General features: G+C 28.5%; 18 protein-coding genes. 11 read left to right on the top strand and 7 right to left on the bottom strand.

The window, feature by feature from the left end:
* Positions 1 to 9: 9 nt before the first annotated feature.
* The 4 genes from Lupro_RS05980 to Lupro_RS05960 all read left to right on the top strand — a co-directional run bounded on the left by Lupro_RS05980 (position 10) and on the right by Lupro_RS05960 (position 2914).
* Complete coding sequence (locus Lupro_RS05980) at positions 10 to 876, top strand: cation diffusion facilitator family transporter (protein WP_068207300.1); 867 nt, start codon at positions 10 to 12, stop codon at positions 874 to 876.
* 280 nt (positions 877 to 1156) lie between these two features.
* The gene (locus Lupro_RS05970; protein ID WP_227807488.1) at positions 1157 to 1876 is read left to right on the top strand and encodes an SDR family NAD(P)-dependent oxidoreductase; all 720 of its coding nucleotides are present in this window, start codon (positions 1157 to 1159) and stop codon (positions 1874 to 1876) included.
* 40 nt (positions 1877 to 1916) lie between these two features.
* The gene (locus Lupro_RS05965) at positions 1917 to 2498 is read left to right on the top strand and encodes a hypothetical protein (protein ID WP_068207290.1); all 582 of its coding nucleotides are present in this window, start codon (positions 1917 to 1919) and stop codon (positions 2496 to 2498) included.
* 23 nt (positions 2499 to 2521) lie between these two features.
* Positions 2522 to 2914: a pyrophosphohydrolase domain-containing protein gene (locus tag Lupro_RS05960; RefSeq protein WP_068207288.1), complete on the top strand. Its 393-nt coding sequence runs from the start codon at positions 2522 to 2524 to the stop codon at positions 2912 to 2914.
* Positions 2915 to 3132: 218 nt separating this feature from the next.
* Here Lupro_RS05960 and nadB read toward each other — a convergent pair whose 3' ends face one another.
* The 3 genes from nadB to Lupro_RS05945 all read right to left on the bottom strand — a co-directional run bounded on the left by nadB (position 3133) and on the right by Lupro_RS05945 (position 6928).
* Positions 3133 to 4728 carry an L-aspartate oxidase gene (gene nadB / locus Lupro_RS05955; RefSeq protein ID WP_068207286.1) on the bottom strand — a complete coding sequence of 532 codons (1596 nt, stop codon included), beginning with the start codon at positions 4726 to 4728 and terminating at the stop codon, positions 3133 to 3135.
* A 29-nt stretch (positions 4729 to 4757) separates the two neighbouring features.
* A complete protein-coding gene (gene nadA, locus Lupro_RS05950) occupies positions 4758 to 5753 on the bottom strand; it encodes a quinolinate synthase NadA (RefSeq protein ID WP_068207283.1) in 996 nt (331 codons plus the stop codon).
* 122 nt (positions 5754 to 5875) lie between these two features.
* Positions 5876 to 6928, bottom strand: a complete 1053-nt coding sequence (locus tag Lupro_RS05945; protein ID WP_068207280.1) for a branched-chain amino acid aminotransferase — start codon at positions 6926 to 6928, stop codon at positions 5876 to 5878.
* A gap of 257 nt (positions 6929 to 7185) precedes the next feature.
* On the opposite strand from Lupro_RS05945, the gene mnmC2 reads away from it, so the two are divergent.
* Both mnmC2 and Lupro_RS13590 read left to right on the top strand, forming a co-directional pair.
* On the top strand, positions 7186 to 7845 hold the full coding sequence (mnmC2, locus tag Lupro_RS05940) for a tRNA (5-methylaminomethyl-2-thiouridine)(34)-methyltransferase MnmC2 (RefSeq protein ID WP_068207277.1): 660 nt from the start codon (positions 7186 to 7188) through the stop codon (positions 7843 to 7845).
* A 19-nt stretch (positions 7846 to 7864) separates the two neighbouring features.
* Entirely contained in the window at positions 7865 to 8005 is a 141-nt protein-coding gene (locus Lupro_RS13590) for a hypothetical protein (RefSeq protein WP_169792337.1), read from the top strand.
* A gap of 1 nt (position 8006) precedes the next feature.
* On the opposite strand, the gene Lupro_RS05935 is transcribed toward Lupro_RS13590, so the two are convergent.
* Positions 8007 to 9134, bottom strand: a complete 1128-nt coding sequence (locus tag Lupro_RS05935; protein ID WP_068207275.1) for a glycosyltransferase family 2 protein — start codon at positions 9132 to 9134, stop codon at positions 8007 to 8009.
* Entirely contained in the window at positions 9131 to 10093 is a 963-nt protein-coding gene (locus Lupro_RS05930; protein WP_068207271.1) for a lysylphosphatidylglycerol synthase transmembrane domain-containing protein, read from the bottom strand. Before Lupro_RS05930 ends, Lupro_RS05935 begins: the two co-directional genes overlap by 4 nt.
* A 24-nt stretch (positions 10094 to 10117) precedes the next feature.
* Here Lupro_RS05930 and ruvC point away from each other — a divergent pair, with 24 nt between their 5' ends.
* A complete protein-coding gene (gene ruvC / locus Lupro_RS05925; protein ID WP_068207268.1) occupies positions 10118 to 10672 on the top strand; it encodes a crossover junction endodeoxyribonuclease RuvC in 555 nt (184 codons plus the stop codon).
* Here ruvC and Lupro_RS05920 read toward each other — a convergent pair whose 3' ends face one another.
* The gene (locus Lupro_RS05920; RefSeq protein WP_068207266.1) at positions 10673 to 10960 is read right to left on the bottom strand and encodes an antibiotic biosynthesis monooxygenase; all 288 of its coding nucleotides are present in this window, start codon (positions 10958 to 10960) and stop codon (positions 10673 to 10675) included.
* A 112-nt stretch (positions 10961 to 11072) separates the two neighbouring features.
* On the opposite strand from Lupro_RS05920, the gene hemW reads away from it, so the two are divergent.
* From hemW to Lupro_RS05900, 4 genes are all read left to right on the top strand, one after another.
* Complete coding sequence (gene hemW, locus Lupro_RS05915; RefSeq protein WP_068207262.1) at positions 11073 to 12206, top strand: radical SAM family heme chaperone HemW; 1134 nt, start codon at positions 11073 to 11075, stop codon at positions 12204 to 12206.
* A gap of 73 nt (positions 12207 to 12279) precedes the next feature.
* Entirely contained in the window at positions 12280 to 12657 is a 378-nt protein-coding gene (locus Lupro_RS05910; RefSeq protein ID WP_068207259.1) for an OsmC family protein, read from the top strand.
* An 84-nt stretch (positions 12658 to 12741) separates the two neighbouring features.
* Complete coding sequence (locus tag Lupro_RS05905; protein ID WP_068207256.1) at positions 12742 to 13338, top strand: DUF4230 domain-containing protein; 597 nt, start codon at positions 12742 to 12744, stop codon at positions 13336 to 13338.
* A 15-nt stretch (positions 13339 to 13353) separates the two neighbouring features.
* The gene (locus Lupro_RS05900; protein WP_068207253.1) at positions 13354 to 13710 is read left to right on the top strand and encodes an MmcQ/YjbR family DNA-binding protein; all 357 of its coding nucleotides are present in this window, start codon (positions 13354 to 13356) and stop codon (positions 13708 to 13710) included.
* On the opposite strand, the gene Lupro_RS05895 is transcribed toward Lupro_RS05900, so the two are convergent.
* Complete coding sequence (locus Lupro_RS05895) at positions 13707 to 14549, bottom strand: AraC family transcriptional regulator (RefSeq protein ID WP_068207250.1); 843 nt, start codon at positions 14547 to 14549, stop codon at positions 13707 to 13709. The genes Lupro_RS05900 and Lupro_RS05895 overlap by 4 nt on opposite strands.
* Positions 14550 to 14731 lie beyond the last annotated feature (182 nt).

The following is a 14731-nucleotide window of genomic DNA, read 5'->3' as shown; positions in this document are numbered from 1 at the left end:
AAAAGCTTAATGAGTAAAAACCAGACAGCCATAAAGGCCTCTTATTTTAGTATTGTTGGAAATATTCTTTTAGCAATTATTAAGGGTTTGGCAGGTGTTTTAGGGAATTCATATGCTTTAATTGCAGATGCAATTGAATCTACCACAGATATTTTTGCTTCAATTTTGGTGTTATTGGGTTTAAAATATGCTAATAAACCTGCCGATAAAAACCATCCTTATGGTCATGGAAAGGCAGAGCCTTTAGTTACATTTTTGGTAGTTGGGTTTTTAGTTACTTCAGCAACCATAATTGTATATGAAGGAATTATCCACCTTGGTAAGCCACGTGAATTACCAAAACCATGGACACTAATAATTTTAGGAATTATAATTATTTGGAAAGAGATATCCTATCGCTTTGTTGTAAAAAAAAGTATTGAAACCAATAGCTCTTCTTTAAAAGCCGATGCTTGGCATCATAGAAGTGATGCAATTACTTCAGTAACTGCATTTATAGGGATTTCTTTGGCGCTTTTATTTGGGGAAGCATTTAAAAATGCAGATATATATGCCGCATTTTTTGCTGCAGTATTTATTTTGTACAACAGTTATTTAATTTTTAGACCTGCTTTAGGTGAAATAATGGATGAAAATTTGCACGATGATTTAATAACCGAAATACGTAAAATATCTTTAACAGTTGAAGGAATTTTAGATACTGAAAAATGTTTAATTCGTAAATCAGGAATGAAATACCATGTTGATTTACACGCTGTTGTTGATGGTACCATTACTGTTGAAGAAGGTCATGAATTAGCCCATAAACTTAAAGACAAATTAAAATCAACAATTGAAAGTATAGGTGATGTTCTAATTCATATAGAACCTAACTAATTGTAGAAGTATCATTAAATTTAAGGAAAAACCATTTCAATTTTTAAAGTGGTTTTTTAGTGTAAAGAAAATGTAATTAAAGTAAATATGGCAATAATAAGAAAAATTGCAATTATTATAATAAATGTATTTTTATAATATTTTCTATGAATTTTAATATCCTTTCGATAACTCCAAATCATTGAAATAGTAAATACAACTACAAAAAGAGCTGCAAAAATTAATTGTCCTTTACTAAACATATAAATGTGTATATTTAACACCAAAAGTACATAAATTTATGATGAAAAACGCATTAATTATTGGAGCAACTTCAGGAATTGGAAAAGAACTTGCTAAATTATTAGTAGCTGATAATTATAAAGTTGTAATTACTGGCAGAAGAGAAAAATTATTACAGCAAATTAAAGAAACAAATCCCAATAAATACATAGTTAAAATACAGGATATTACAAATTTAAAATCGTGTGAAGTACTGTTTTCTGAGTTGGAAAATGAGTTAAAAACAATCGATTTAATTGTATTTAGTTCAGGCGTAGGAAATCCAAATTACAAATTAGAATGGGATAAAGAATTTCCAATACTACAAACCAATGTAATTGCTGCAACTAAAATTTATGGATTAGCATATAACTTGTTTAGAAAACAAGGGTATGGGCATTTGGTAGGGATTTCATCAATTGCTTCAATTAGAGGCAATCGTCATGTGCCAGCGTATTTTGCTTCAAAAGCCTTTCAGGCAAATTATTTAGAGTCACTTTGGATGAAAGGAAAAAGGAGTAAAGCGAATATTATAGTAACAGATATTCAACCCGGATTTGTAGATACTTCCATGGCAATAGGAAAAACATTTTGGATGTCAACTACAGAAAAAGCGACAAAACAAATTTATAGAGCAATAAAAAAGAAAAAGAAGAAAGCTTATATAACCAAACGCTGGTGGCTAGTTGCATTGCTATTAAAAAATGTTCCTTCGTTATTATTACAGAAGTTTTTATAAATGTTAAAATAAATTAAAAATCTCATTAAGCTTAATTAAATTGACTAAAGCAACCTATAAAGACAAGCAACTTGTTGTAGATATATTAATTTCAGCCTTTGAACCAGATAAGAATAAAAGCACAATTAATTTATTAGTTGGATATGGTGAAAATAGAATAAAACATATGCGTGTTTTGATGGGCTACTTGTTTGAAAGATCAATGCTTTTTGGTGAAATATTTATATCAGGCAATAAAAAAGGATGCCTTTTAATTAAATATTCACACAAAGAAAAAATAACACTAAAAACAATACTATTAGATATTCATTTAGTAACTAAATGTGTTGGTATTACAAATATTTATAAGGTTTTAAAACGTCAAAAACTTACTGCGAGGAACTATCCAAAAGAGAAGCACATTAGACCTGTTATTTTTGGAGTTGAAAATGAATTTAAAGGAGGGGTAACTGCTGCGCGTTTAATGTTAAATGTAAAAAATTATTTTAATAAAAACACACTACCAGTTTTAATTGATGCAGCTGCAATGTACAATGTTCAATTGTATCAAAAATTTGGTTTTAGAATTGTCAAAAAAGAAAACTTATTAGGGTTTCCAATCTATTTCTTACGAATAAATTAAAATTCAATTAACTAAAATACAAAATGAAAAATAAATTAAAAGCAGTGCAAGAATTTCATGAAGCATTTGGATTAGGAATTCAACACGAACCAATTGCAAACTTATCAGATAGTAAATTAAAATTACGATTTGATTTAATGGCAGAAGAGAATGAAGAATATTTAGAAGCAGCTAAAAATAATGACCTTGTTGAGGTGGCAGATGCTTTAGGAGATATGTTATATATTTTATGTGGCACTATTTTAGAGCACGGAATGCAACACAAAATAGAGACCGTTTTTAATGAAATACAACGTAGTAATATGAGTAAATTAGGAGTAAATGGTGAGCCAATTTACCGAGAGGATGGTAAAGTTATGAAAGGCCCAAATTATTTTAAACCAAAAATTAAAGAGATTTTAGATCAAAAACCTTAACAAAATTTTAAGTGAGTTGAAGTTTTAACTTGAAAAGGGTTATTTTAAAACTTTAATATAGATAGTAGTTTTAATTAATTGAAAACTATTAAAACGTACAGATAGTGGGTTAAATAATATTAATGAGGCTGTCTAAAAAGCAATTATACTTGTCATTTTGAACAAAGTAAAAAATCTCAACACCTTGATATATAAGTGTTTAATTTCAAGGAGATTCTTCATTTACATTCAGAATGACACTTTTTAGACAGCCTCATTAAATCTGCATTGTAAAAACCCCCTCTGTTTTCTTTTCTATTTTTTGAAAACTGCGTAATTAAGTAAGCGGTAGTTATTAAATTTCGCAATTCACACAAATCAACGGAAAGTTCAGAATGATTATACAATCGCTTATTGTCTTCGTATAAATTAAGTAATCTTTTTTCAGCACGTAATAACCGTTCATTTGACCGAACTATTCCTACATAATTACTCATAATTGTTTTAACTTCATTTCTATCATGTGTAATTAAAATTTTCTCCATATTTTTCACAACGCCGCTATCATTCCATTCGGGAATATGATTTGGTAATTCAATTTTAGGAAACCTTTTCGTTAAATTTTTAAATGCATTGTGAGAAAAAACAAGACCTTCTAATAAAGAATTGGAAGCAAGTCTATTTGCTCCGTGAAGACCTGATCTTGTAACTTCACCAGACGCATACAAATTTTTTATAGAAGTTTTAGCTTTTTTACTAATACTAACACCGCCACAAATATAATGTTGCGCAGGAGATACAGGAATATAATCTTCTCTAACATCAATACCTATACTCAAGCATTTTTCTGTAATATTTGGAAAATGCTTTTTAAATTTTTCGTAGGGTATATGTGTGCAATCTAAATAAACATGAGGAGAACCACTCTTTTTTAGTTCACTATCAATGGCTCTTGCAACAATATCACGTGAGGCTAATTCTTCGCGTTCATCGTATTTTTGCATAAAGCGTTCACCAAAATAATCTCTCAAAATAGCACCCTCGCCACGTACAGCCTCTGAAATTAAAAAAGCAGGGTATTCTCCAGGATTATACAACGCTGTGGGGTGAAATTGAATGAATTCTACCTCAGAAATTTCAGCTTTTGCTCTGTATGCCATAGCAATACCATCACCAGTTGCAACAATAGGGTTTGTTGTTGTGCTGTATACTTGTCCGTTTCCTCCTGTTGCCAACATCGTAACTTTGGCGGCAAATGTTTTCACAATATTTTTATATTCATCTAAAACATAAGCACCATAACAAGTTGTTTTTTCTTTTCTAGTAATTCTTTTTTTTGTGACTTGATGTTCAGTAATAAGATCAATAGCAAAATGATGTTCTAAAAAATGAATATTCTCATTTTTTTCAACTTGTTCAATTAAGGCTCTTTCAATTTCTGCACCCGTGATATCTTTATGGTGTAAAATTCTAAATTGGGAATGCCCACCTTCTCTTCCTAATGAGAATTGTTCTTTATTTTTATCAAAGTTAGTCCCCCATTCTATAAGTTCTAAAATTCTTTCCGGAGCTTCTTCTATAACCATTTTAACAACTCCCTCATCACAAAGACCATCTCCTGCAACTAGTGTATCTTTAATATGTTGTTCAAATGAATCTACAGTTTTGTTCCATACAGTTGCAATTCCTCCTTGGGCATATTTTGTATTACACTCATTTTTTTCACTTTTTGTAACTATTGTTATTGAAGCGTTTTTAAAATGACTAGCAATTTTTAAAGCAAATGATAATCCTGCAATTCCTGAACCAATTATTAAAAAATCGGTTTTATGTATTTTTTTTCAGCATTCATTTGTGGTATTTTTTATTTAGAAAGCTCCAACATTCGCTCTATGGAAACCAATGCTTTTTTACTTAATGTTGCATTCACTTCAACACTAGGTAATTCGTATTTTAAACATAAATACAATTTTTTCATAGTATTCATTTTCATATAAAAACACTCACTGCAGTTACAATTATCATCATCAACAGGAGCAGGAATTAAAATTTTATTAGGAACTAATTGGCGCATTTTGTGTAAAATACCAACTTCAGTAGCTACAATAAATGTTTTTGCCTTGCTTTTTTGTACATAACTTAGCAGTCCAGAAGTTGAACCAACATATTTGGCAACTTTTAATAAATGTGCTTGAGATTCAGGATGTGCAATAATTTCAGCATCTGGATTTTTAGCATACAAGTCTAATATTTTTTCAATAGAAAAAGCTTCGTGTACCATACAGGCACCATCCCAAAGTAGCATATCTCTACCTGTTTTTTTAATTAACCAGCTTCCTAAATTTCTATCTGGGGCAAAAATTATAGATTGATCTTTTGGAATAGAATTAATAATTTTTTCAGCATTTGAAGATGTACAAACAATATCAGTTAAAGCTTTAATTTCTGCGGATGTATTCACATAAGAAACTACGATATGGTTTGGGTGTTTTTTTTTGAAAGCGGCAAATTCATTTGGCGGACAAGAATCAGCCAATGAGCATCCTGCTTTTAAATCGGGTAATAAAACTTTTTTAGAAGGGTTTAATATTTTAGCAGTTTCTGCCATAAAATGGACTCCAGCAAAAACAATAATATCTGCATCGGTTTTTGCTGCTTGTTGGGCTAAAGCCAAACTGTCACCAACAAAATCTGCAATATCTTGTATGGCATCTTCTTGGTAGTAATGAGCAAGAATGACGGCATTCTTTTTTTTACGTAATTTTTTTATTTCTTTAATGTAGTTAATACTTTTAGGAGGTTCTATATCTAAAAAACCTTTTTGTTTAAGCTCTTCTTTAGCTTTTTCTAGTATTGTCATAAATTGAATTTGTGGTATTAAGACCAAATTTTATACCAAACAATCGGATTAATATCCGATTGTTTTTGTGTTTGCTAAATTAAGAAAACTATTGATTTTTGACAAAACTAGTTTCAAATCAATTATTTCACTTCGTATCTCCATCCAAATTTATCTTCAGCTTTGTTTTGCTGTATAGCCGTAATGCTTTTTTTAATAAAGCTAGCATAACTATTTTCAACTTTAGGCAATTCAAAATTTTCACCTTGATGGGAAAAACCTAAAATAGGACTTACCACAGCAGCAGTACCTGCTCCAAACATTTCTAATAATTCACCTTTGCGAGCAGCTTCTACAATTTCGGTTACTTTTATAGGTCTAACTTCAATATCAATACCTTCACTTTCTAAAAATTGGATGATACTTTTTCTAGTAATTCCATCTAAAATTCTATCACTAGTTGGTGCCGTTAGCAGTGTGTTATTTATTCTAAAAAATACGTTCATAACACCTGCTTCTTCTAAATATTCATGAGTACATGAATCTGTCCAAACAACTTGTTGAAATCCTTTTTCTCGAGCCAGTCTGGCTGGGTAAAATGAGCCTGCATAATTACCAGCAGCTTTAGCGTAGCCAACCCCACCATTTGCAGATCTACTGTATTTATCGGCTATTACCACTCTCACTTCACCTGCATAATAAGCTTGTACGGGTGAACAAATAATCATAAATTTATACCTGTTAGAAGCCGATGCTGAAATGCCATGCTCTGTAGCAATTATAAATGGTCTAATATAAAGTGAATTTCCTTCTCCTTTTTGAATCCATTCACTGTCAATTTTCAATAAAGTTGTTAATCCTTCAAAGAATAAATCTTTTGGAAAACTGGGCATATCCAGCCTTTCAGCCGAAATATTTATACGTTCTTGATTTTGTTCAGGTCTAAATAACCAAATTTTATCATCGTCATCCTTATAAGCTTTCATTCCTTCAAAAACTGCTTGACCATAATGAAATACCTTTGCAGATGGGTCGAAAAGAATAGGTTGATAAGGTTTAATTACAGGATTTTGCCATTCGCCATCTTCAAAATCACACTCAAACATATGGTCTGTAAACTCATGACCAAATTGTAAATTGTTAAAATCAACTTCAGAAATTCTAGATTTTGCTATTTTTTCAATGTGTAAAGCCATAATTCATGGAAATTTAGTTTAAACAAAATTACTTATTTTTTTTAATTTGGAGGAAGAAAATAGCCGAATGTTAATGCTTAATTTTTAATATCTTTGACTAAAAATAATTATATATGTAAAATGGGTAAAATTAAATTGCAGAATTACCGCTTATTGGAATTATTATTCCTTTTTTGATAAAAATATAATTTTAGTATTTCAAAGGTAATTATATTATATATAGTGTTTTATAGTTAAATTTTATAATATTTTAAGCGTTGGACAGAAAAATAATTATTACAAATGATGGTTCTACTACTATTCATTTACCTGAATGGGATGAACAGTATCATTCAAAGTATGGAGCAATACAGGAAGCTAAGCATGTTTTTATTAAAAACGGATTGTCTCTTTTTTCAAACGATGTAATTTCAATTTTGGAAATAGGTTTTGGTACAGGTTTGAATAGTTTTGTTACTTTTTTAGAGTGTGAGAGAAGAGATTTAACAGTAGATTATGTTGGAGTAGAGGCTTACCCTATTTTAACTAAAGAAATTGAACAATTAAATTATGTTTCAGCATTGAAAGCTGATAATTTTAGTGCTATTTTTGCAAAAATGCACCAACAAGAGTGGGAACTGAAAAATACGATTTCGGAAAAATTTTCATTGACTAAACGGAAACAGTTTTTTAATGAAATAACTGATGACAATTGTTATAATTTAATTTACTTTGATGCTTTTGGAGCAAGAGTACAACCTGAATTATGGACAGAGGATATATTTAAAATAATGTATAAAGCATTGAGAAAAGGTGGTGTTTTGGTAACATATAGTGCTAAAGGTAGTGTTAGAAGAGCTATGCAATCGGTTGGATTTGTAGTCGAAAGATTGGCTGGTCCTCCTGGAAAAAGAGAAATGCTTAGAGCTACAAAATAAAAATTCATTCAATAAAATTATGGAACAACAACGATTTAAAAAACGTAAAAAACCAAATTACAAACGAGGTCTTTTTTTAGTTATTTTATTAGCAATTATTATCTTTTTATGGTTTAACGCAGAAGCATTAATTTCGGGTTTATTTAATTCCAAAAAATAAATTAATTCTTAAAAACTCTACCTTTCCACTCATAATTTTTGAAGAAGGAAGTTATTCCTATAAAAACTACAAAAAATGGATACAACAAAGATATTACGAGGTAGTATTTTATTTTTTTTTGAGTTTTTAAAAATAAAGAGGTCTTGTAAATTAATATAAAATCAATACATAATTTTATAAAAAATAAAAGAAATAAATACTTCCAAAGAGTTGGTTTTATAACGGCGGTAATTAGTAGTGAAACCAGAACAAAATTTAATAAAAATATGGTGATACCAATAAATTTCGTAAAATTATATTTGTAAGCTGTAGTTTTTGAAGCCCATCTTATTTGTTGATTGAAGAATGATTTTAAGTTATTTTCAGCACTAGTTTGCACAATGGAATCTGTAGATTTTAAAAACAGGGCTTTATGTGGAAATAATTGATGTATCTTTTCTAACAAAAAAACATCATCACCACTTGCTATTTTTGTAGCGCCTTCAAATCCGTTAACTTTACTAAATATAGCTTTGCGGTAACATAAATTGGCACCATTGCACATAAAGGGTTTTTGAATGCCAAAACCTCCAATGGTGCTTCCTACTAAACTTATGAAATTTAAATTTTGAAAATAGAAAAGAAAAGAATGTTGTTCTATAAATTTTACTGGAGCGCTAATAAATAATGGTTTTTTTTCTAAAATAAATTGGTTAAATGCTAGTAGCCAATTTGTTGGTACAATACAATCGGCATCGGTGGTTACAATCCACTCAAAATCAGATTGCTCAATGGCTGTATTTATAGCGTCTTTTTTAGGAGAATTTGATTTTATAAAATTGTTGATTAACTTTAAATTTACAGTAGGGTATTTTGCTTCAAAATCAGTAATAATAGGCTTAAAATTATCTGTAGAATGGTCATTTACTAAAATAATTTCAAATAAACTTTTGGGGTAATTAATAGTAGAGAGTGATTGCAGCAACTTAGGGAGGTTGTGACTTTCATTTCTAAATGGAATTACAATTGAAAATGTATTTTTAGGTGTGATATTTTTAAGGTAAATAGTTTCAGTTTTATTAAATCCAATAATGAATGATGTAATTAATGCTAAATAAATTATAGTTATTAAAATTAAAAAGTATATCATTTTTCTTCTACGAATCTAAAATTGAATATAAAAACACTTCCTAAAAGTGCCGGGATGGCAAAATTAAGAAGCCACATTAGCAATGTAACTGTAATAATAGTAAGCTCATTTAGCTCAATAAAGCTAAAAACCCATATTGCAACCGAACCTTTAATAGCCCAATCAAAAATAGTTAAACTAGGAATGATAGACGCAATAAAATACATACAAAAAAGTAAGTTTATTAAAGTGATATAATTAGTTTCAACACTAAATAGTTTTAGTAAAAAATAAAATTGATGGGTAAAAACAATATAGCGTAATAAAGCAAATCCAATTGTTTTAACGTAAATAACTTTAGGAATTTGTTTTAAATAAATAGATATTTTAGTTACATATATTTTAACAGATTTAAAGAATCTTATTTTTTTTATAATTAAAAATAAAATGATTGTTATAGCAATAATTAGCACTAGTTTTTTACTATTAAAATAAGGAATATTAATAGTAAAATAGAGTAGAAAATAGGTTATTCCAATAAAGCCAAAAAAGGTTGTGACAGCTAACTGACTCATATTTCCAAGAAAATTTAAGAGAACAATTTTTTTTCGATATTTCTTTTTAAAAAAGAGTGCTTTAGCTCCATACTCACCAATTTTATTGGGAGTAATTAAAGAGGCTGTAAGTGAAGCAAAACTTTGTTCAAAAGCCTCAAAAAAAGTAATTTTTTTTTCAACAGAAACTATTACTTTCCATTTGTATGTTTCTAGAAGCCAATTTACATCAGTAAATAAAAGTATTAATAGTAATGCCCATATGTTTTTAGAAAATAATACTGTGATTTGTTGCTGTAATTCTGAAAATGATAAGAGTTTATTATTAACCAATTTATGATAAATAAAGTATAAAGAACCAAATACAATTACTAATTTAACTAGTAAAAGAATATAATCTTTATGTTTCTTAGAGATATTGTACATTTGGTTTTACAAATAAACAAATAATTGAGCTTAGAAAAAATCATATTAGGAATAGATCCAGGAACTACCATTATGGGGTTTGGATTGATTAAGATTGTAAACAAAAAAATGGAATTAATGCAGTTAAATGAGCTGTCATTAAAAAAATACAGTGATCATTACGTGAAGTTAAAATTGATTTTTGAAAGAACCATTCAATTAATTGAAACCTATCATCCAGATGAAATAGCAATAGAAGCACCATTTTTTGGGAAAAATGTACAGTCAATGTTAAAGTTAGGAAGAGCTCAGGGGGTTGCTATGGCTGCAGGTTTATCAAGAGAAGTGCCTATTACAGAGTATTCTCCAAAAAAAATTAAAATGGCCATTACAGGCAATGGTAATGCAAGTAAAGAGCAAGTTGCGAAAATGCTTCAAAATTTATTTAAAATTAAAGAGTTACCTAAAAATTTAGATGCAACAGACGGCTTGGCTGCAGCAGTATGTCATTTCTACAATAGTGGAAAAGTAGCTTCAGCAAAAAACTATACAGGCTGGGAAGCCTTTGTTAAACAAAATGGAAAAAGAGTTAAGAAGTAATTAGATAATTACATCACACTCATACGTTTCATATTTTTGATCTATAATTAATTTTCTGTGTTCGTGAAAAAGGTGATGTTCTTTTGAACTTTCTACTCTGTCTTTATCTTCTTTAGAATTCCAATATTCAACCAAAAAATATCTGTTTTTTTCATTTCTGTCTTTAAAAATATGAAAGTGATCTAATCCAGCAGGTTTTGCTTCTGTTAATTCTTCAAATTTCTGTAATTCTACAAAAGTAATACCTTCCCCTTCTTTTACCTTAAATGATACAATATGTGTGTACATAACATTGTTGTTTTACCCAAATTTACAATACAATTTCCAGTAAATAAGTAACAAAAATTACTTTTTTTATTTTTTTTTAATAGCGTACATTTAACAACTTATAATTTAAGCTTTGGCAGGAATATATTTACACATACCATTTTGTAAGCAAGCATGCTATTATTGTGATTTTCATTTTTCAACTTCCTTGAAAAATAAAGAAGAGATGTTGGCTGCTATTAAAAAGGAATTAGTATTCAGAAAAAAGGAATTTGAACACGAAAAAATAAACACTATTTATGTTGGAGGAGGAACACCCTCATTGTTAACAGCAAAGGAGTTAGAATCAATATTTTCTGTCATTTATAAAAATTATAAGGTTGTTACTGATGCTGAAATTACTTTGGAAGCAAACCCCGATGACTTATCTGAAAAAAAAATAAAGGATTTGGCGAAGCTACCTGTAAATAGGTTAAGTATAGGTATTCAATCTTTTTTTAATGATGATTTAAAGTTTATGAATAGAGCCCATACAGCTGAAGAATCAAAAAAAAGTTTAGAAATAGCAATTCGCTATTTTGACAATATTACCATTGATTTAATTTACGGAGTACCAAATATGAGTAGTAAAAAATGGTTAGAAAATTTAAAACTAGCATTTAAATTTGGAATTTCTCACATTTCAAGTTATGCGCTAACAGTTGAAGAAAAAACAGCATTACATAGTTTTATACAAAAAGGAAAAGTTCCTCCGCTCGATGAAAATTTAGCTTTAGAGCATTTTAAGATACTTGTTTCAGAAACAGAAAAAAATGAATTTGTACACTATGAAATTTCTAATTTTGGGAAACAAAATTATTTTTCAAAACATAATACCTCATATTGGTTAGGAGAAAAATATATGGGTATTGGCCCTTCTGCACACTCTTTTAATGGTAGTGAAAGGTCTTGGAATGTATCAAACAATGCAAAATATGTAAAAGCACTAACAGAAGATAAATTGCCAAATGAAATTGAAAAACTGTCTGTAAATAATTTATTCAATGAATATATTATGACTGGTTTACGAACCATTTGGGGTGTTTCTTATCAGAAGGTTGAAAAAGATTTTGGCAAAAATTATTTACAACATCTAAAAAAAAATACGCAACCTTTTATTAAAAGAGGTTTGCTTGAATTAGCAGCTAATAACACATTGATTACCACAAAAAAAGGAAAATTTTTAGTAGATGGAATTGCAAGTGATTTGTTTAAAATAAATCTGTAATCTATATGTAGTTTTAGTTACACAACAGCACTTATTGTTGTGATAAATTTGCCAAATAAAAAATAAGTAAATTATGGATTTAAAAATAAAATTTGACAAAAGCGGTAGGATTGTTCCATTCATAAATGGAAAAGAAATTACAATGAATGAATCTCCTTTTTTAATATTTTTAGCAACTGCAGGTATGTGCTCAGCGGTTTATGTTAAAGCATTTATGCAGCAAAGAGGATTGCCAATTGATGAGGTAGAAATAACGCAAAGAATGAATTACAATCAAATGACAAACATGGTAAAAGACATTGATATTATTGTTGATTTGCCAGCTAGTTTCCCTGAAAAATATAAAAATACCATTAAAAATGTAGTTGCTCAATGCCCTGTTAAACGTCACTTAGCAGAGCCACCAACATTTAATGTAATTACAAATTTAAGCTCAGTTTTAAAAGACTAATAGCTATAAAACCCTTATGCAAAGCAGCTTTTTAGCTGCTTTTTTTATATTTAAAAATCAAATTTTTTAGTACCTTTAACAATTATGGAACTACTTTTAGGAATTGTACTTGGAGCATTACTTTCATATTGGGGAATTTCTTTTTTTAATAAAAAAAACTCACTTCAAAAAATTGAAACACAATCTATAATTTTAATAGAAAAAATTAAAAGTGTTTGTAAATTAATTACTGTTGAAGGTGATTTTGCTGAAATTTATCATTATGAAAATACCAAAAATCATTTTTTAAATATTATTACAAGTAAAAAAAAGGCCATTTTATTGATTAATGCAAAAGTCCATATTGGATTTGACTTATCTCAAATAAAGTTAGAAGCTAATAATAAAGATTTGGAAATTATACTTACTCATTTCCCGAAACCAAAGGTTTTAACTGTAGAGACTGATGTGAGATATTACGACAAAAAAGATGGAATATTTAATAAATTTAATGCTGAAGATTTAACAGAATTAAATAAAGAATCTAAAGCGTTTATTATTGATAAAATTCCTGAAAGCGGATTGTTAAATACAGCTAATAAAGAAGCCTTAGATACCATTCTAATGATTGAGAAATTATTAGAAACTTCTGGTTGGAAATTAAATTACGCACAGCTAGTAATACCAATTTCAGAGGCATAAAACTAGTACAATATTATGAATATTGAAGTATTTAGAGATTATTGTTTATCGAAAAAATATGCGACAGAAAGTTTTCCTTTTGATAAAAAAACGTTGGTTTTTAAAGTTGCAGGAAAAATGTTTGCATTGTTAGGGTTAGACCAGCAACCTTCAACAGTTAATTTAAAGTGTGACCCTGAAAAATCAATTGAATTAAGAGTACAATATAATGATGTTATTGAAGGGTTCCATATGAATAAAAAACATTGGAACACCATTATTATTGAGGGTGATTTACCTACCCATTTTATAAAAGAATTGATAGATTATTCATACAATTTAGTCGTTAATGGATTGACCAAAAAAACACAAAGTGAGCTAGGATTTATTTAGTGCTTTTTTCTGTATTCTGAAGGTGTAACACCTTTTATAGCTTTAAACTTTCTGTTGAAATTTGCTAAATTATTAAAACCAGATTTATAAGAAATTTCAGTAATATTTAAATCGTTATTTTTAGTCAATAATTTACAAGCACTTCCAATACGTATATCAATTAAAAAATTCACAAAAGTTTTGTTAGTACGTTGTTTAAAATACCTACAAAAAGCATTTGGTGTCATATTTGCAATGTTAGCAACTTGATGTAGGCTAATTTCGGTATGATAATTATTCATGGTGTATTGAAAAATATCACTCATTCTTTTTCCTTCAGCGTCACCGTATTTTTTTAAATTTATTAGAGAAGATAAAGTGTGTTTTTCACCTCTTGATATTGAATTTAGAATTTCTATAAATGAAATAAATTGCTCATATTTAGAAAGGGTATTTATTTCTGATAAAATTTGAGCTAGTTTTTTTTTATTTGAAAGCACTTCAAATCCCAAAACAGCATTATCAAAAAACGAATGAAAATGTTCAAACTCAGGCAAACTAAAAAAAGTATTACCAAAAGCATTTTTTGAGAAAAATAAAGTAATCATCTTTGTATCTTTTCCGTAGGCAATATCTCTTTTAAAAACGTGGGGTAAATCTTCTCCAATAACAAAAATATCATTAGGTTTAAACTCCCCAACACAATCACCTATAATATATGAGCCTTCACCTTTAATAATTACACTTATTTGAATTTCTTTGTGTTGGTGTAATTTTTCATAAAAAGATTCTCCTTCATAATTTTGTATATATAAAGTTACGTTTTCAGGTTTTGGAATTTTAAAAGGTAAAACTTTCATGAAATAGATATGCGAATATTAATCTAATTATTTCGAAAATACAAAATTTAAGGTAATATAATATAAATAATTAATAAAAAATAAGAGGTAAAATAAAGTTGTAATAAATTTAAATAAAGAAAGTAATCAAAACAAGTAGGAAAGCATATATGTAGGTGCTTGATAAACTGTAACTTATTTAA

It is taken from the genome of Lutibacter profundi (assembly GCF_001543325.1).
GTDB classification, from domain to species: Bacteria; Bacteroidota; Bacteroidia; order Flavobacteriales; family Flavobacteriaceae; genus Lutibacter; species Lutibacter profundi.
Note: the sequence above shows the minus strand (reverse complement) of the source record. Positions and strands in the feature narration are given on the sequence as shown.